The sequence below is a fragment of the Actinomadura sp. K4S16 genome (assembly GCF_008327685.1).
Classification (GTDB): Bacteria; Actinomycetota; Actinomycetes; order Streptosporangiales; family Streptosporangiaceae; genus Spirillospora.
The window spans coordinates 133,573-150,727 of the sequence record NZ_BDDE01000010.1 but is presented as its reverse complement, the minus strand read 5'-3'; the positions used below and the strand labels follow the sequence as shown (position 1 = coordinate 150,727).

10 protein-coding genes are annotated in these 17,155 nt (G+C 71.0%); 6 read left to right on the top strand and 4 right to left on the bottom strand.

Annotated features, from left to right (window positions below; all coding sequences use genetic code 11):
• The first annotated feature begins 158 nt into the window (after nt 1-158).
• The 3 genes from K4S16_RS01405 to K4S16_RS01395 all read left to right on the top strand — a co-directional run bounded on the left by K4S16_RS01405 (nt 159) and on the right by K4S16_RS01395 (nt 6,369).
• Nucleotides 159-1,316, top strand: a complete 1,158-nt coding sequence (locus K4S16_RS01405; RefSeq protein WP_235036495.1) for a MoxR family ATPase — start codon at nt 159-161, stop codon at nt 1,314-1,316.
• The gene (gene fxsT, locus K4S16_RS01400; RefSeq protein WP_149256975.1) at nt 1,313-5,806 is read left to right on the top strand and encodes an FxSxx-COOH system tetratricopeptide repeat protein; all 4,494 of its coding nucleotides are present in this window, start codon (nt 1,313-1,315) and stop codon (nt 5,804-5,806) included. Before K4S16_RS01405 ends, fxsT begins: the two co-directional genes overlap by 4 nt.
• A 347-nt stretch (nt 5,807-6,153) precedes the next feature.
• Nucleotides 6,154-6,369 carry a DUF397 domain-containing protein gene (locus tag K4S16_RS01395; protein ID WP_149256974.1) on the top strand — a complete coding sequence of 72 codons (216 nt, stop codon included), beginning with the start codon at nt 6,154-6,156 and terminating at the stop codon, nt 6,367-6,369.
• Nucleotides 6,370-6,459: 90 nt separating this feature from the next.
• On the opposite strand, the gene K4S16_RS01390 is transcribed toward K4S16_RS01395, so the two are convergent.
• Nucleotides 6,460-6,669: a DUF397 domain-containing protein gene (locus K4S16_RS01390; protein WP_149256973.1), complete on the bottom strand. Its 210-nt coding sequence runs from the start codon at nt 6,667-6,669 to the stop codon at nt 6,460-6,462.
• A gap of 944 nt (nt 6,670-7,613) precedes the next feature.
• Nucleotides 7,614-8,045, bottom strand: a complete 432-nt coding sequence (locus K4S16_RS01385) for a hypothetical protein (protein ID WP_149256972.1) — start codon at nt 8,043-8,045, stop codon at nt 7,614-7,616.
• Between the two features lie 243 nt (nt 8,046-8,288).
• Here K4S16_RS01385 and K4S16_RS44860 point away from each other — a divergent pair, with 243 nt between their 5' ends.
• Both K4S16_RS44860 and K4S16_RS01375 read left to right on the top strand, forming a co-directional pair.
• Nucleotides 8,289-10,046 (top strand): helix-turn-helix domain-containing protein, encoded by a 1,758-nt coding sequence (locus K4S16_RS44860; protein WP_308800772.1) that lies wholly within the window; start codon nt 8,289-8,291, stop codon nt 10,044-10,046.
• A 54-nt stretch (nt 10,047-10,100) separates the two neighbouring features.
• Nucleotides 10,101-12,140 (top strand): bifunctional serine/threonine-protein kinase/ABC transporter substrate-binding protein, encoded by a 2,040-nt coding sequence (locus tag K4S16_RS01375; RefSeq protein ID WP_149256971.1) that lies wholly within the window; start codon nt 10,101-10,103, stop codon nt 12,138-12,140.
• A 62-nt stretch (nt 12,141-12,202) separates the two neighbouring features.
• Here K4S16_RS01375 and K4S16_RS01370 read toward each other — a convergent pair whose 3' ends face one another.
• Nucleotides 12,203-14,122: a carboxypeptidase-like regulatory domain-containing protein gene (locus K4S16_RS01370; protein ID WP_149256970.1), complete on the bottom strand. Its 1,920-nt coding sequence runs from the start codon at nt 14,120-14,122 to the stop codon at nt 12,203-12,205.
• Between the two features lie 158 nt (nt 14,123-14,280).
• Here K4S16_RS01370 and K4S16_RS01365 point away from each other — a divergent pair, with 158 nt between their 5' ends.
• Complete coding sequence (locus tag K4S16_RS01365; RefSeq protein WP_149256969.1) at nt 14,281-16,185, top strand: hypothetical protein; 1,905 nt, start codon at nt 14,281-14,283, stop codon at nt 16,183-16,185.
• A 91-nt stretch (nt 16,186-16,276) separates the two neighbouring features.
• Here K4S16_RS01365 and K4S16_RS01360 read toward each other — a convergent pair whose 3' ends face one another.
• Nucleotides 16,277-17,140 (bottom strand): SDR family oxidoreductase, encoded by an 864-nt coding sequence (locus K4S16_RS01360; protein WP_149256968.1) that lies wholly within the window; start codon nt 17,138-17,140, stop codon nt 16,277-16,279.
• Nucleotides 17,141-17,155 lie beyond the last annotated feature (15 nt).

The window sequence follows — 17,155 nt, the reverse complement described above, 5'->3', positions numbered from 1 at the left end:
GGCGACCGATAAACGGTCGCGGCCGTCCGCGTCCTTCAAAGCCTTGCGAAGGGTCGCCGCAAAGGGGATGCTCGACCTAAGGTGGCCTTCACCGGTTCTGCCCGAGTTCGAACCTCCATCGCAAGGACCCATAGCCACATCAGAAGGGGACATCGTCGATGGCCGCTGACGAGCCGCCCGAGGTCCCTCACCCTCGTGACGCGCCCATGCCCGCCGGCCCGGGAGACGCCGCAAAGGACGCCCGTGCCGCGTGGTGGATCTATCGCGGCAACGGGCGCCCCCTGCCGGCCGGACGGTTCGCCGCGGCACTGCCTCCGCCGCCCCCCTGGCGCGCCTTCGACGGCGGGCCCCCGCTCCCGCCTCCGCCCGACGACGAGCGCGACCTCGTCCGCCGGCTCGGCCCCGTGAGCGCGCGGCCGCGGCTGGCCGACCCCGCGGAGGTCGACGCCGTCAACGCCGCGCTGTTCCTGCGGCGGCCGCTTCTGGTCACCGGTGAGCCGGGCGTCGGGAAGTCCACCCTCGCCTACCGGATCACCCGCGAGCTGGGGCTCGGCCGGGTGCTGCGCTGGCCCATCGGCAGCCGGAGCACGCTGCGCGACGGACTCTACGAGTACGACGCGATCGGCAGGGCGCAGGACGCCGCGACGGGCCGCAGGAGGCTCGCGGGCCAGGCCGGGGACTTACCGGAAGCGCAGGTCGAGGATGATCCGACCGTCGCCGCTCTGACCGACGCCGGAGTGGGGCACTACCTCAGGCTCGGCCCGCTGGGCACCGCGCTGCTGCCTTACGAGCTGCCCCGCGTGCTTCTCATCGACGAACTCGACAAAAGCGACATAGACCTACCGAACGACCTTCTCGACGTTTTAGAGGAGGGCGAATACGGAATCACCGAACTCTCCCGCATCAGTGCCCGCGAACCCGTGGTGAGAGTCCACACCGCCGATCCGGACGGGACGGCGGAAATCGCGCGCGGAAACGTGCGTTGCCGCGCGTTTCCCATCGTGGTCATCACCAGCAACGGCGAGCGCGAGTTCCCGCCCGCTTTCCTGCGCCGGTGCCTGCAGTTCTCGATGAAAGAGCCCGACGAGACCCGGCTCGCCGATATGGTGGCGGCGCACTTCGCCGAGCGCTCCGACGAACGCACCCGGCGGCTGGTGCGCAGTTTCCTGGAGCACCGCAGGAGCCACCGCGGGCTCGCCGCCGACCAGTTGCTCAATGCCGTCTACCTCGCGGCCTCCGGCGCGCGGGATCCGGACCCCGGCTGGGAACGGCTTCTGGATCTGATCTGGCAACGGTTGGAAGTGGCGCCTGAGTGAGCGAACGGATCGGAGACCGAGCGGCGCAGGGCGCGGGACGTTCCGACGCCCCGGCCGGTCCTCCCGTTTGGCACGAGGTCTCCGACGCCATCTGGCTGGCCGCGCAGATGAACGCGGCCGCCCTCGCGGCGGGCCGCGAAGGCGGCGACGCCGCCCGGCGCGCACCTCGGGCCGAGCCCCCGCGGGCGCCCGGCGGCGGATCCCCTGACGCCGATCGCGCCGGCCCTGCGGAGGGCGACTCCCGGAACGGGGCTTCGCGCGACACCTCCGGCCGCACGGCCCCGCCGACGCCGCCCGCGATCAGGACGCCGCCGGCGACGCGTAACGGAGTGGCGGCCGGTCCACCGGCCCCTCGGCCGCATCGAGGGCCGGGCCGGAACGGACATGGCGCGCCCGCGCCTTTTCCCTTCCCCGTGCGGAGCGATCCGTTCACCGGAGTACGGCCGCTGGCCGACCGCCGCCGCCTCGAACAGGCGCTGCGCCCCTTCAAACGGGCGGTCGCATCCCGCCGGGGCGAACTGGAGCTGGACGACGAGGCGACCGCGATCCGCGCGGCCGAGGACGGGCTCTGGCTGCCCCAGACACGGCCCGTCCCCGAACGCTGGCTCGATCTCGACGTCGTCGTGGACGACGGGCGCCTGGCCGCGCTCAACCGGCCGACGACCGATCGGTTCATCGAATGCCTCGGGGCCGTCGGCGCCTTCGGAATGATCCGTACGCACCTGCTCGACACCGACGCCTCCGGGACGGCGCCGCTGGCGCTGCGCGAGCCGGGACCGCTGGCCGCGGCGCGCGATCCCGCGGGGCTCGCCTCCCGGGGCCGCCGTGACCGGCGGCTCATCCTGGTGCTGACGGACGGGATCGGAGACGCCTGGCACTCGGGGGCCGCGCAGCGCCTGCTGGCCGGGTGGGGGCGGCACGCCCCGATCGTGGTGATCAATCTGCTCGCCCGGCGCCAGTGGCGGCGCACGGGTCTCGCCACCCGGCCGGCCAAGCTCTACACGGCGGCGCCCGCGATCGCCAACCGCCTCTACCGCGTGTGCTACCCCGCGCCGCCGCTCGGCGGTGACCCGGGGACCGCGGCGCCGCAGGCGGACCGTGCGCAGGTCCACGTGCCCGTGATCGAGCTGGAGCCCGGCCAGCTCGCCGGCTGGGCGGCGTTCGCCGCGGCGCGCCGCAGCGACTGGCACGGCGCGGTCGCCGTCTGCGGAGCGCCCCCGGAGCCCTCTCCGGCCGTGGATATGGCGGACATGCCGGAGTTTCCGGCCACGGAGGCGTCGGCGCCCGAGATCGTCCGGCGGTTCCGCGCGGCGGTCAGCCCGACCGTGTACGCCCTGGCGGTGCACCTGGCCGCGGCACCGCTGAACGCTCCCGTCATGCGGCTCGTCCAGCGCACCATGCTCCCGGAGTCGCGGCCCTCGGACCTGGTCGAACTGGTCGGAAGCGGGCTGCTGCACCGGGTCCGGCCCGAGCCCGGGCCGGAGGCGGACGCGCGGGAAGAGGTCGTCTTCGACTTCGCTCCGGGCATCCGCGACGAGCTCCTCGCCGGAGGGCGCCGTTCCGACACGACACGGGTGCTGACCACGGTGGCCCGGCATCTGGGCGACCGCGTCGCCGGACTCCGCGAGTTGACCGACCTGGTCACCGCGCCGGAGCGGGATGAAATGCCGGAGTTGACCGCCGAACTCGTGCCGTTCGCCGTTCCGGTCCTCCATGCGCTCCGAGCGCTTGCGGGGCCTTATCTGAGACCTGCCAGTGTTCTGGACGCCAAACTGCACGGCAAGGTGCTGGACGCAAAGCTCCACGCCAAGTTTGACCCCTATTATGGAAAAAAGGATAGAGTCGTACGGGATGCGGGAAGGACTGGCTCCATGCAGTCGCTGGATATTGCCGCTCTCGACGAGCTCACCGGAACTGAGGATACTCTCAAGCCCCCCCACCTTGGAGTCGGTGTGACAGTTCGAGATATCCCGGAGAAAGTTGGGCGCAAGGCGGGCGAGCCGCCGCCCGTCTGGGGTAACGTACCTCCCCAGAATATCAGCTTCACCGGGCGAGAAGAGCTGCTGGAGCAGCTGCATGAGCGTCTTTCGATGGGCACGACCGCGGTCCTGCCCCAGGCGTTGCACGGAATGGGTGGAGTCGGCAAATCCCAGATAGCCATTGAGTATGTGTACCGCCATATGGCGGATTATGATGTGATCTGGTGGATCAGATCGGAACGGCCCGGTCAGATCCAGCAGGACCTCGCCGAACTGGCCGCCGAACTCGACCTTCCGGTCAGCCAGGAGGTCAACGTTGCGGTACCGGCCGTCCGCGAGGCGTTGCGCCTCGGCCGCCCCTACCGCAATTGGCTGCTGGTCTTCGACAACGCCGAGGAACTGCAGGACGTCAGGGACTTCTTCCCGACCAACGGCCCGGGCAAGATCCTCGTCACCTCCCGCAACCAGGAGTGGACCAAGGTCGCCAACTCGCTCGAAGTGGACGTGTTCGCCCGGGATGAGAGCAAGGCGCTGCTCCGCCTCCGGGGGCCCGAGCTGGCCGACGCCGAGGCGGACGAGCTCGCGGAGGTGCTCGGCGACCTTCCGCTGGCGATCGCCCAGGCCGGAGTCTGGCTCGCCGAGACGGGTATGCCGGTCGACGAGTATCTGCAGCTCTTCCGGGAGAAGCACGAGAAGGCGACCGAACTGCTGGCGGACGCCGCGCTGGTGGCCAACGAGCTGCCGGTCGCCGCCGCCTGGAACGTCTCGCTGGACCGGCTGCGGACGAGTGACCCCGCGGCGCTGCAACTCCTCCAGGTCTGCGCGTTCTTCGCGCCGGAGCCGATCTCGCTGCGGATGCTGTCAGGCGCGCGCAACGTCGAAGGTCCTCCCGAGCTGGTCGAGGCCCTGGGCGATCCGGTCAGGCGAGGGCGTGCGATCCGTGCGATCAACCGGTACGCGCTGGCCAGGATCAGCCACAAGCACAACACGATCATGTTGCACCGGCTGGTGCAGCGGGTCCTCGTCGGCCAGATCCCCGCAGGGGACGCGGAGGAACTCCGCCGGTGCGGGTACCAGCTGATGGCCAACTTCGACCCGCGCGACCCGGCCCTGCCGGCCAACTGGCGGCGCTACGCGGACCTGCTGCCCCACATCCACTACTCGGGCATCGTCGGCTTCGACGACCCCTGGACGCGCCGGCTCGTCCTCAACGAGATCGACTTCCTTTTCCAGTGGGGCGACCACCGCGGCTTCCTCGAACTGGCGGAGACCGCGGTCAAGACCTGGACGGAGACGCTGGGCGAGGGGAACGAGCAGACGCAGGAGGCCATGCTCCACCTCGGCCGCGCCCTCCGCCTGCAGGGTCGGTTCGAGGAGGCGTACGGCCATCACGTCCGGGTCCGCGACCTGCGTGCCGAAGAGTACGGCGTGGACGACGAGCGCACGATCGAGGCGCAGCGCTTTGTTACGACGGACCTGCGATATCTGGGGCAGTTCAAGCAGGCGCTCGAATACGACAAGCGCTCCTTTGAAGCGCTGCGCCGCATGTACGGCGAAGATGACCCGATCACGCTGCAGCAGGCGCATCTCTACGCCATCAGCCTCCGCCTCAACGGTGATTTCCAGGAAGCCTGCGATCTCGATAAGCAGACCTACCAGCACCTGCTGAACGTCTTCGGGGAGAACCACGGTCGGAGCCTGTCGTCCCTGGCAGCGATCGCAGTGGACGAGATGGAACTGGGCCACTTCGATGTCGCCAGGGAGCTGACCCGGCAGCATGCGCAGCGTCTCGAGTCCGCCTTCGGCAGCAGCTTCGCCGGTCTCGCCGAGAGCCTGACGGCGTTCTCCGTCATGGAGCGCAAAGCGGGTGACCACGAACGCGCACTCGACCTCTCCACCGAGGCGCTCGAACGCTACAACGAGCGGTACGGGGGGTACCACCCCGGCTCGATCTCCGCCGCGCTGAACCACGCGGTGAACCTGCGCCAGGTCGGCCGGCTCGCCGACTCGATCCACCTCGCGCGGGTGACGGCGCAGAACTTCCTGCGGATGTTCGGTCCCGATCACCCCAACACACCGAGCGCGAACATCAACCTCGCGGTCGCCCTCCGGCTGAACGGACAGCTCGAAGAGGCCAAGAAGCTGGACGAGACGGCGCTGGTGGCACTGACCCGGGTTCTCGGTATCGATCACCCGCGCAGCATCGTCTGCGCGATCAACCTGGCCAGCGACCACTACGCCATCGGCAATTTCCCTGAGGCCGTGGAGAGGGACCGAGAGACGCTGGAGCGGGTGCAACGTGTCCTGGGGGAGGAGCATCCCACCGCACTTGCATGCATGCTCAACCTCGGGCTCGATTTGCGCGCGCTAGGCGAGGAGCAAGAGGCCGAGACGTTGACGGCGCGGGCCATCGATGGCATGCGCAGGGTGCACGGACCCCAGCATCCGGCCACCGCGGCCGCGCAGGAGGGAGCCCGCGCGGACTGCGATATCTATCCGATTCCGGTCTGAGTCGAGAACGGAGGGCGCCGAAAGTGCGACTGTCTTCCGGTCCCCTGCTTCTGACTTGGGGTTGTTTCAATACCGGGTGAGTTGGGTAGAAATGATCGTCCGTGCAACTCGCCCGATGGTGTTGGGACGCAATTTTCCGGATCTGGACACGGGTATGCTTCCCACGTATAGTAGGGGAGCAAATTTGCCATGCCCACACGGATTGTTTGTCTTTGGTAATTGTCGGCGATCGCGTGAGCGTCGCGGGAAACCAGCCGATCCGCCCGCCGAGGGATCGGGCTCGCGGACACCGCCGTCCCCTCTCTCGCCGAGAACCACCGCGATGCTCCCCGAGGACGGAAGAGGTAATGGGCGGTCAAGGAGACTGGGACAAGGCGTCCTGGCGTAAGAGCAGCAGGTCTGGCGATGATGATGTGACGGGATGCGTCTCCATTGCCGTTTCCGCCTTGTACGGAGCTGTCCGAGACACCAAGAACCCTTGCCGGACGACCATCGTCCTACCCAAGGTCGTCTTACGCGGGATGCTGAACGAGATTAAAAATGGAGGCTTTGACCTGCGGTGATGCAGTCGCTCTATCGGTTGGAGGCGCGGTGGTCGCCGGTGCGCTCATCGCGAGGTCCACTGCGGGATCCGCGCCTCCGCCTCCGTCCGCTCAGGCCTGGAAGCGGTCGGACTTGACCGCTTCCATGAACGTGCGCCAGGAGTCCATGGACAGCGACAGCCGCGGGCCCTCCGGGTCCTTGGAGTCGCGGATGGCGCGGGTGCTGCCGAGCGACGCCACTTCCACGCAGACCGCGAGGTCGGGGTCGCTGCTCCGGCTGCTCTTTCTCCAGACGGGTGCGGGCGCATTAGTATGACTCATGCGTAAATGCTCCTTGTGAAGAATTCCGGCGCCACCAGTAAACGCTAAGGGCCGTGCCCGGGTGGCGCTTGACGAGATTAATCTATCGTATCGAACCCGCTATTCGGAACGACCGAATCCGACCGAATCGTAAGGCTGAGGAGGTATCGGCATTCTCGGGCGGGAAGTAGTTTAGTGTCTGGTGTTGCGCGGCAAGGTGTAGATGTCTGATGAAATGACAGTATCCAATCCTGTGGGCGCGGTCTGTGGCGTGCTCGCCGTGCCGAGGGGATCGCCAAGGCCCCGTACTGCGGCGCCAAGGTGAGGCGGCCGCACCAATGCGGGACCGCCGTCACCCGGCATGGACCTCGCCGCGCACAACCGGATTCTCGTTGTGCATCCGGTCGACCCGGCCGACCTCATCGCCGGCGAGTGTGACCAGAGCGCCCCCCGGTGGAGCCCACCACGGGTGCGGCTGGTGGCCCCGGGCGAGCCGGCTTCCCGTATTTCATAAGCCTGAACGGGGCCACGTCCACCCCAGGCGCCAGGTGTCCGCAAAAATGCGCTTCGCTCTGAAAAATATCCTTGGCGAATCGGACACCGACCGCAGAAAGTAACGGGAAGCCGCTGGCCGCGATCGGCGGCCTCTGCACCTGGGCGAGCATCCTTCGAGGAACTCGACGACAAGGAAATCGACGGCGTCATTGGCCGGATCACCTGGCTCAGGCGGCGGCGGCCCCGCCGGGGCGTGGGCGGCACTCGCCGCTGCTGGTGCGGGGCGTGATCGAGGTGGTGAGCGCCGCTCGCTGTGTGCGGTGCGACGTGTGCCTTGAGGACTGCGGATGCAGGACCGTCGAACGGATGAGCGGGAAGAGCGTCCTGCCGTCGACCTTCGAGGTCTGACCGGCCGCCGCGCCGGCGGTTTCGGGGCGCTCCTCCCGCCTCGTCTCAGGCCCGGTGCGGGCCTAGTAGGTGATGTAGATGTGGGAGAAGGCCACCGCGTTCCACGCGCGGAACTGGGGCGTGAAGGCATTGTTGCCGATGGGGACCTGGCACACCCCGCCTCCCGAGCCGCACTTGACCCAGTAGGCCTGCCCCCGGGTGTTGTACGTCTTCACCTGGAGGGCGGCGTACTTGTGGGTCGCGGTCCACCGGAAGCTGTGCCAGGCGCCGGGGTATCCGATGAGCCCGCACGAGCCCTTGGAGTAGGTCCAGCGCTTGGGGGTGGCGGGGAGATTGCCGCCGCACCGGCCCTTCGCGGCGGACGCCGTGGCAGGCGCCGCGACGGTCGTCTCCGGCGCGGCCGCCGAGGCCGAGTCGATGGGGCTCAGTGCCCCGGCGGCCGCCAGTGCCAGGCTGGAACCCAGCACGATGGTCTTCTTCAAGGTCGCTGACATCGCTTCCTCCTTGAGGCGGCTCCGGCATGAGCTGAAAGCCTCGGCGTTGACCGGAGCCGCGGAACGGAATCGCCGATGCCCTCAACGTGGCCCGCGGCCGCCGTCGTGTGCACCCGCCCGGCGTCCCGTGGGATCCCATGGGATGCGGGACGGTCCTGACCTGCGACGGCGCCACGGGGGTCGGCGGCCGCCGGGACGGGGTGGACGCCCGTTGCTTTGACGGTCCGCTCCGGTACGCTCACTGTGGGCAGCGACGTGGACCAACCGCCCGGCCGTGGCGCCGGAGGTCGGCGAGGAGTCGGAGTGAACGGGACGGAAGACCTGTCACCGGACCAGGCCTTAGCCGCGGGGCTGAAACGACTCAAAGCCGAATCGGGCTTGAGTTTCGGGAGGCTCGCGGCCCGCACGAACTACAGCGCGTCCTCTCTCGAGCGCTATGTCAACGGCAAGGCGTTGCCGCCGCGCGGCGCCGTTGAAGCGCTGGCCGCGGTCTGCGGAGGCGACGCGCGAAGCCTGCTGACGCTGCTGGAACAGGCGGAGCAGGGGCACGGGCAGCGGATGGCCGAGGGGAAACGGACCGTCGATCCCGGCGCCCCCTCCCCGCTGCAAGGGGAGTGCGAGCGCCTGGCCCGGGCCGTCGTGGCCAGGGAGAGCCGGGTGCGGCACCGTCTGCTGCGGGGGTTCCCGGCCCCCTTGGTCACCTTCGAGGCCGCCGGGTCATGGCGGAGCGGGCCATCCCAGGGGCCCGGGGACGACGCCCCCGGCGGAGATTCCTCGTCGGTCGGGTCGTTCTTCTCCGCCCTGTCGTGCCGGCGGTTGGCGATCGTCGGTGAGCAGGACTCAGGCAAGACCCTCCTGGGGATCGAGTTGGTCCTCCAGTTGGCGGCTCCGCTGGTCGATCCCGAGCAGGAGCCACCCCGGGTCCCCATGGTCGCGCTGCGGCTGCCGGGGACGGACTGGCGTCCGGGGCTCGGCGTGGAGGAGTGGCTGGTCGACCATCTGGTCACGGAGCTGAACACCGAGCCGGACACCGCCGCCGAACTCGTGGCCGCCCGCCACGTGCTGCCGGTCGTGGACGGGCTCGACCTGCTCGACGACGCCCCTCCGGCGCCGCCGCGCAACGCCGCGGCCCTGGTGGCCGCACTCGACCGCTGGGCCGACGTCACCGGCAGGGGCCCCGGCGCGCTGGTGGTGGTCTGCTCAGACGAGCGCACCCGCCAGTTGGAGCGGCTCGGCGCGTCCCTCGACGCGACGACCAAGGTCGGCGTCCGGCCGCTCCGCACCACCCAGATCCATCGCTTCCTGCACCGGAAGATCCCGGCAGGGCACCCCGCGGCGGCTCTGCGGGAGGCCCTGCTGAAGGTGTTCGCCACCTCCAAGACGACCGGGGCGGGGGCCGCGCTGCGACGGCCCTGGCGTCTGCTGCTCGTGGGCGCCTCCATCGCCGCCCGCACCTCGCCATCGGAAGCCGGGGAGCCCGAAGCGGCCGCCGCGCTGCCGAGCGACCGGGAGCTGCTGCGGGTGCAGATCGACCTGGCCACCCGCGCGGACGCCGAGAACGGTCGTCCGACCTACGACCCCGACCGCGTGTACGCGTGGCTGATGAACATCGCGGCCCAAGCCGACCGCGACGGCACCGCCACCGTCGACCCCCGCGGTCTGGGGCGCATCGCCGGTCTGCGGCGCTTCGGGCTCACCCTGTTCGTGATCGCGTTCGCCCTGGGCGCGGCCGCCGGCGCGGCGGTGACGCCCGCGGCCGGCCCGGCGGTCGGATCACTGGCCGCATCGGTCGTCGCCGGAGCGTTCGTGCTGTGTGCGCTCTGCGCGCCACCGCTCCGGTGCCGCGTCGGCCTCCTCGCGGCCTTCTGGGGCCGGCTCTTGCCTCTGGGAGTGAACAGATTCCTTCGCTGGTGCGGCGAGGCGGGGCTGCTCAGAGTCACCGGCTCGATGTACCAGCTCCGCCACCACGGGCTCAACGTCCACGACTCGGTCCGACCATGAACCCGCCGCCGACCGACCCCCCGCCTGCCCACGATCCGCACGTCTGGGACACCCATGGAACTGCCCCCGGGAGTAGAACCGCTTCGCCCGTCCGATCCCGGTGCCGTCGGCGCCTACCGGATCCTCGGCGTCATCGGGGAAGGCGGCATGGGGGCGGTGTACCTCGCCCGCCACGACGGTGAACCCGACGCGCCGCTGGTGGCGTTGAAGCTGGTGCACCCGCGGCATGCCGACGATCCGGGGTTCCGCGACCGGTTCCGCGACGAGGTCGCCAACGCCCGCCGCGTCTCCCCTTTCTGCACCGCCCAGGTGCTCGACCAGGGCCAGTTCGGGCTTCGGCCGTACATGGTGACCGAGTACATCCAGGGGATCTCGCTCGCCAGGCGGCTGGGGGAGCAGGGGCCTCTGCCGCCCGCCGAGCTCCAGGGCGTGGCCGCCGGAGTCGCGGCCGCCCTGAGCGCCATCCACGCCGCGGGCCTGGTGCACCGGGACCTCAAGCCGGCCAACGTGCTGCTGTCCATGGCGGGCCCGCGCGTGATCGATTTCGGCATCGCCCGCGCACTGGACGAGAAGGGCGGCCGAACCGAGCACGGGCTGGTCATCGGGACCCCGGGGTGGATCGCCCCCGAGCGCCTGAGCGGGAGATCAGGTCCCGCGGGCGACGTCTGGGCCTGGGGATGCCTGGTCGCCTACGCCGCGACCGGGCGGCACCCCTTCGACGAGGGCCCGGGACGGGACCGCACCAGAACACCTTCGCTGGGCCTGCTGCCGCCGCCACTGGACGAGCTGGTCCCCGCAGCACTGGCCGCCGACCCCAGGCGACGGCCGACCGCGAGGCGACTGGTGGACCGGCTGCATTCCTCTCCTGCGAGACCGTCCGGTGAGCGGCCGAACGGCCGGTCCCGGCTCCGCCGCCGGGGGGTGGTCATCGGGCTCACGGCGCTGGGGACGGCGGCGGTGCTCGCCGGAGGAACGCTGGCGGTCGTCGCGATCGGCGACTCGCCGCCGGAGGAGGTCAAGGTCGGGTTCCTGGGCGCTCTCAGCGGTGAGTACTCGACGCTCGTGGCCAACGCCCGGAACGGGACGCTGATGGCGATCGAGGAGCGCAACCGCGAGCGGCCGGGCCCCAAGGTCACGTTGACGTCCTACGACACCGGTGCGGGCGTGGCCCGGCTCCGGAAGTCGGTGGACCTGGTCAAGAAGATCGACGAGGACCGCGTGGCCGCGGTGATCGGGTCGCCCTTCTCCGACGAGTCGGCCCGGGCGGGGGAGGCGCTCGACGCGGACGGGATCCCCGCCGTGTCGCCCTCGGCGACCGATCCGGAGCTGACGTCGAAGGGTTGGAGGTACTGGCATCGCACCATCGCCCCCAGCACCCGCCAGGCCACGGGGATCGCCGACCTGCTCGGCCGCGCGTTTCCGCGAAGCAAGGCCTTCATCGCCTACGAGGACGACACCGCCTACCGCGTTCCGGCCGAGGACGCCCGGATCGCGTTCGAACGGTATGGGCTGCCGGTGGAGTCCGCTGCGTTCGTCGGTGAAACAGCCGACTCCACCGCTCGGCGCATCGCCGAGGCGCGCGCGAAGATCGTCCTGTACTTGGGTGGAGCCACCTCAGGGCAGCGGTTGATGGACGCGATCAGGAAACGGAAGGCCAGGCCCCTGCTCGCGGGCGACGACGAATCACTGGGCCTGCGCGGACGCGGCATCGAGGGGCCCGATGCCGAGGGAATGGTGATCGGCTGCACCTGCCTCCTGCCCTACCGCGGTCCAGGGCTGACCCCGGAGATGGAGAAGTTCAGGGAGCGGTACCGTGCCCGATTCGGCGCGGAACCGGGCTTCTATTCGGTCGAGGGCTACATGGCCGCGCAGACGGTCCTGGCCGCGGTCAAGGCGGGGAGGACCGGTCGCGACCAGATCAACTCCTATCTCGGCTCCGCCCAGGTGCCGGTACTGGGGAGGACGGTCAAGTTCGACGCGCGGGGAGACCTCGCCGACCCGCCGGTCTACGTCTACCGCCGCAAACGCGGAACCATCGAACTCCTGGGAGACTCCCGCTCCGTGCCGCCCACCGCGGTGCGGACCCCCGCCTGAGCCGCCCCTCCGGAGCGAGACCGGTGGGGCGCGCGCCATGCGCGTCCCACCGGTGGTGGAGCTCAGCCGGTCGAGGGACGGGTCGACGCCGGTTTGAAGCCGCCGGCCGTGGCGGTGACCTTCGGGCTGCCGGCGGGGACGTAGGCCACGCCGTCCGCGTCGGTGGTGACCGTTCCGGACGCGGTGGAGACCGCGGCGCCGCGGACGGGACGGGGGGTCGGGTCCTGGGGGACGGTCGCGGTGACGCGGACCCGCACGGTTCCGGCAGGCGACCGGCCGCCGGTGGCGACCGCCAGCGGCGGCTGGTGGATGCCGGGGCAGTCGGCCTGGGTGGGGACGCCCGAGAGGCGGCGTCCGTTGATCTCGCTCTCCACGGTGCCGGTGAACTTCGCGGGCGGCCGGACGGTGAGCGAGCCGCGCAGGTGGCCGTGGTTCCGGCCGGTGGCCTTGAGGTCGGCCTTCCACGTGGCGACCGCGGCCGACAGCGGGGTCGTCAGCGACTCGGTGCCGGTGACGAAGCTGCGGCCGTCGTCGGAGTAGCGGTCGTACCGGACGCTCCACGATCCGGCCAGGAAGGTGCCGGTGAAGGTCAGGCGGGCGGTGCCGCCCTTGGCCCCGTGGACGGTCCGGTCGCGGATCTGGCGTGACGCCACGCCCCGGTACTTCAGATAGGGAACGGTCGACTTGGACAGGTCCAGGGTGTCCAGGTCGACCACCGGGGTGGGCTTGACGGGCTTGCGCGTGGGGAAGCGCAGCGTCCGGACACGTATCTCTGGATCGTCGTCCTTGCCGCCGGTCGTGGAGGTCACGTGCTCTTCGGCGATGACCGCGCGGGTGCCGTCGGGGAACCACGCCCAGGAGCGGATGGCCCAGTCGTCGGCGGTGACGATCGGCTGGCCGCCGTAGGTGCCGCGCTGGCCGGCGCGGTCCATCAGCCACCGCTCGTTCATGCAGCGGCGGTTGTTCCACAGCCCGACCCGGCCGATCTGGGCGAAGGCCGCCATGTCGATGAACGGCGGGCGCTGGAGCTGCGTGAACACCTCCATGCGGTCCAGGCCGCGGGCCGAGGTGTAGGCGAGCCACCGGTCGTCGGGGGTCGGGTCGATCATCTCGTTGTAGTCGAGGTCGGTGGTGAGCCGGCGGCGCTGCCCGGTGGCCATGTCGAGCGCGACCATGTCGTAGTTGAGGGCGGTGAGGGTCGTGCCGGTCTTCAGGGTGCGCCCGCCGTCCATCCACTGGCCGGCCTCGTAGTAGGCGCCGGCCGCGGCCCAGTCGGCGGGGTCGTCGCCGAGCCGGAAGGCGGGGTTCACGACGCGGGGCTCGACCACGTGGTAGCCGTCGGGGCGGCGCACCAGGCGGCCGATCGTCATCCTGGGGCCTTCGAGGGTGCGGACCTCGGTCCAGCGGATGTGCTTGCCGTCGGGGTGGATCTGGGTGGCGCGGTTCTGGGCGCCCTCCTTCAGCCCGGGGATGGGGAAGCGGACGGGCCGGGTCGTGCCGGTGCGACAGTCGTAGACGCTCGGCTTGCATTCCAGCACCTCGTACTGGACGTCGCCGATGCCGCCGCTGGAGCCTCCGGCGCCGGAGTCGTCGGGAACCTTCTCGACCCACAGGCGCTTGCCGTCGGGGAACACCTCCTTGCCGCGAGCGGTCTTCAGCTTCCCGCAGGTGACGCAGCTGAACCCGGTCCCGTCGGTGTTCATCGCGGCGACCTGCTGGGACCCCTGGTAGACGACGCTCAGGATCAGGTGCCGCCCGTCCGGGGCGAGAGTGACGCCCTGGGAGGAGGTCAGCTTCACCCCCGCGGGCAGCGGCACGTCCCGTTCGACCTCGAACGGCTCCAGCGGCGGGGTGGCGGAGTTCTGCGGAGCGGCGGCGGCGAGCGACACCGGGCGGTCGGGCGCCAGGCCGTTCACGGCGGCGACGGCGAGCAGCGCGCCGGTGGCCGCGGCGGCTCCCAGCACCATGCCGCCGGTCCTCACGGATCGTATGGTCCTCATGGCCGCTCACCCCAGCAGGGCCGGATGAGAATCGGTCGTGAGAAGCTCCGGAAACGCGCATGAGCGGGCGCGGGGGAACTCACACGGAACTCCCATCGCGTTGCCGACCGGTTCCGATCAGCGTCTGGTCGGCTCCCCGCATGAACCGAAGACCTTCTCGTCTCATCCCGGCGGTGGCCGTCCTCGGCGCCGCGACGCTGGCGGCCGGCTGCGCGGAGGGCCCGTCCACGAGTGTTCTCGCCGGGCGCACCCGGACGACCGTGCCGGCCCCGCTCGAACCCATCGAGGTGACGTCCACGGTGAAGATGCCGCCGGGGGTCACGCTCGACTCCGGGCAGGCCAACTCCGTGAAGCTCATCGACCACGGCCGATGGGCCATCGCCAACATCACCTACCAGGGGAAGGCCCAGGTAGGCGCGGTGAAGCTGGACGGCTCCGGCGGTTTCAGCTGCATCAGCTGCGGGGTGCTGGACGGCGCGCGGGAGGCGTCCCCGTTCCCGGACGGCAGGCGCGCGCTCATGTCGGGAGCCGCGGACGGCACCGGCGACATCGACCACCAGGTGGTGGAGTGCACGCCCAGCCTGCACGACTGCCGCAGCCGCACCGTGCTTTCCGTGAAGCTGCCGAGGGACGGGCTCAAGCAGGGGGCGCAGAACAGAGAGCCCCGACTGCACCCGGACGGCAAGCATCTGACATGGACCGAGGTCAGGATGACCGAGGGCCCGGTGATGCTGCTGGGCGGTCTGGAGCGGCGCCCGGACGGGTACACGGTCACACGGCCGCGCGTCCTGAACCCCGCCTACCGCCTGGGCACCGACCCGGCCGGATGGATCGAGGGCGGCCGCTACTACGAGACCGGCGGCGGCTGGCTCGACGGGGGCCGCACGCTGGTCTACCGGGCGACCGGCACCGCGCTGAACTACGACATCTGGGAGCTGGACCTCGCGACGGGCGCCCGCCGCAAGATCACTGAGGATCTCGACTACAACGAGATCTACGAAGGCTCTCCCGACGGCGGCAGCAGCGCTTACGCCTCCGCCCGGGGCCTGGACCGCATGGACGCCTTCACCGCCTTCCAGCGGCCGACATTCCTGGACACCACCGCGTTCGCCCAGATCGGGCGGGCCGCGCTGTGGAACAACCGCCGCTGCATGAACGAGCGCTGGCTGATGGACCGCGAGGGCCAGCGGGACGGCTACGGCGGGCAGCCCGTCGTCCTGCGGGACGGCTGGGTGATCCGCGGCTGGGACTGGTTCCCCGACGGCACCCGGGCCGTCGTCACTGAGGAGCCGTTCACCCCGACGGCGGGCGGCGGGAGCCCCGGCGACGTCCGGATGGAGATCATCCGGTTCCCGTCCCGGCGCCCCACCGCGCCGAAGCCGGCCGTCGACCTCGACACGGTCGACTACGCGCGCTGGTCGGTGCCGTACGGGGACTACCGGGGCCTTGCCTCCCGGCAGGTGCACGGGAAGAAGGCCAAGGGGCGCCGCTCCGGCACCGCGACGTTCGACTTCACGGGGACGTTCATGGCCGGGCGCTGGTCGGTGCGCTACGACCGGTACTCCGACGACGGCCGGACGTTCGTCACCGGGACCGAGTCGCTGACCACCCCGAGCCCGACGCTCGTCGGGACGTGGGCCGCCGACCTGAAGGCCACCGGCGAGCACCCCGGGTACCTGCGCGGCAGGTTCACGGTCTACAAGCCAGCCAAGTTCCGGGGAACGGTCGAGAGCGAGGTGGACGGTGTGCGCCGCAGCGGACTGCCGACCCAGGCCGACTGCCCGGGGGTGAAGCAGCCGCCGCTGGAGGTCGCCCCGGTGTCGGCGGGCGCGAAGGGGATCGTCGTCCGGGTCACCGCGCGAGTCCCCGAGGATCCGCAGGCCCGCCCGGTGACCGGCGCCACGGTCACCGCCGGGGGCATGCGGGCCGTGACCGGCGATGACGGCATCGCCCGGCTGCGCGTTCCGGCGGCCGGGCCCGGCGGAGTCCGCGTCGCGGCCGCGGCCGGCGGGTTCCGGTCGGCGTCGACTGTCGTGCACGGCTGAACGAGGGCCGGACGGGGCGAGTGGCGCGTTCTCGCCCCGTCCGGGGTCCTTGGCGGCGGTGACCGCCGAACGCCCTCGGAAGGGCGGGGGATCAGCCGAGCGTCTGCCGCACCAGATCGATGGTCCACGGGCCGTCGGTGGTGTGCTGCTCGCCGAGCTGCCAGTTGACCGCGGGCGCGATCATCCCGCCCTGGACGGCGAACAGCTGCCCGGTGAGGGGGCAGTCCGCGGCGGCCAGGTAGGCGACGAGGGGGGAGACGTTGGCCGGGTCGAAGGCGTCGAATCCCTCGTCGGGCGCGGCCATCAGGGCGGCCGTGCCGGGTGAGGCGGTGGTCAGCCGGGTGCGGGCGACGGGGGCGATGGCGTTGACCCGGACCCCGTAGCGGCCGAGTTCGGCGGCGGCGACCAGGGTCAGCGCGGCGATCCCGGCCTTGGCGGCGCCGTAGTTGGCCTGGCCCGGGTTGGGCAGGAAGGTGCCCGAGCCCGAGGCCGTGTTGACGACGGCGGCGTTCACCGCCTCACCCGCCTTGGAACGGGCCTTCCAGTGCTCGGCGGCGTGCCGGAGCACCCCGAAGTGGCCCTTGAGGTGGACGCGGATGACGCTGTCCCATTCCTCCTCGCTGAGCTGGGCGATGAAGCGGTCCCGCAGGATGCCGGCGTTGTTGACGACGACGTCCAGGGCGCCGAAGGCGTCGACGGCCTGCCGGACGAGGGCGGCCGCGCCGTCCCAGGTCGCGACGTCGTCGGTGTTCGCGACGGCCTGGCCGCCGGCGGCGTTGATCTCCTCGGCGACCTGCTTGGCCGGGCCGAGGTCGGACCCGCTGCCGTCGCCGGTGCCGCCGAGGTCGTTGACGACGACCCGGGCGCCCTCGCGCGCGAACAGCAGCGCGTGCTCGCGGCCGATGCCGCGGCCGGCGCCGGTGATGACGGCGACGCGGCCGTCCAGTGCTCCCATGGTTGGTGTCCCTTC

Coding starts and splice junctions, on each gene's coding strand:
- K4S16_RS01390 (WP_149256973.1), bottom strand. CDS start 6,669: ATGAGTCATACTAATGCGCCCGCACCCGTCTGGAGAAAGAGCAGCCGG.
- K4S16_RS01385 (WP_149256972.1), bottom strand. CDS start 8,045: ATGTCAGCGACCTTGAAGAAGACCATCGTGCTGGGTTCCAGCCTGGCA.
- K4S16_RS01375 (WP_149256971.1), top strand. CDS start 10,101: ATGGAACTGCCCCCGGGAGTAGAACCGCTTCGCCCGTCCGATCCCGGT.
- K4S16_RS01365 (WP_149256969.1), top strand. CDS start 14,281: ATGAACCGAAGACCTTCTCGTCTCATCCCGGCGGTGGCCGTCCTCGGC.
- K4S16_RS01360 (WP_149256968.1), bottom strand. CDS start 17,140: ATGGGAGCACTGGACGGCCGCGTCGCCGTCATCACCGGCGCCGGCCGC.
- K4S16_RS01405 (WP_235036495.1), top strand. CDS start 159: ATGGCCGCTGACGAGCCGCCCGAGGTCCCTCACCCTCGTGACGCGCCC.
- K4S16_RS01395 (WP_149256974.1), top strand. CDS start 6,154: ATGGGCGGTCAAGGAGACTGGGACAAGGCGTCCTGGCGTAAGAGCAGC.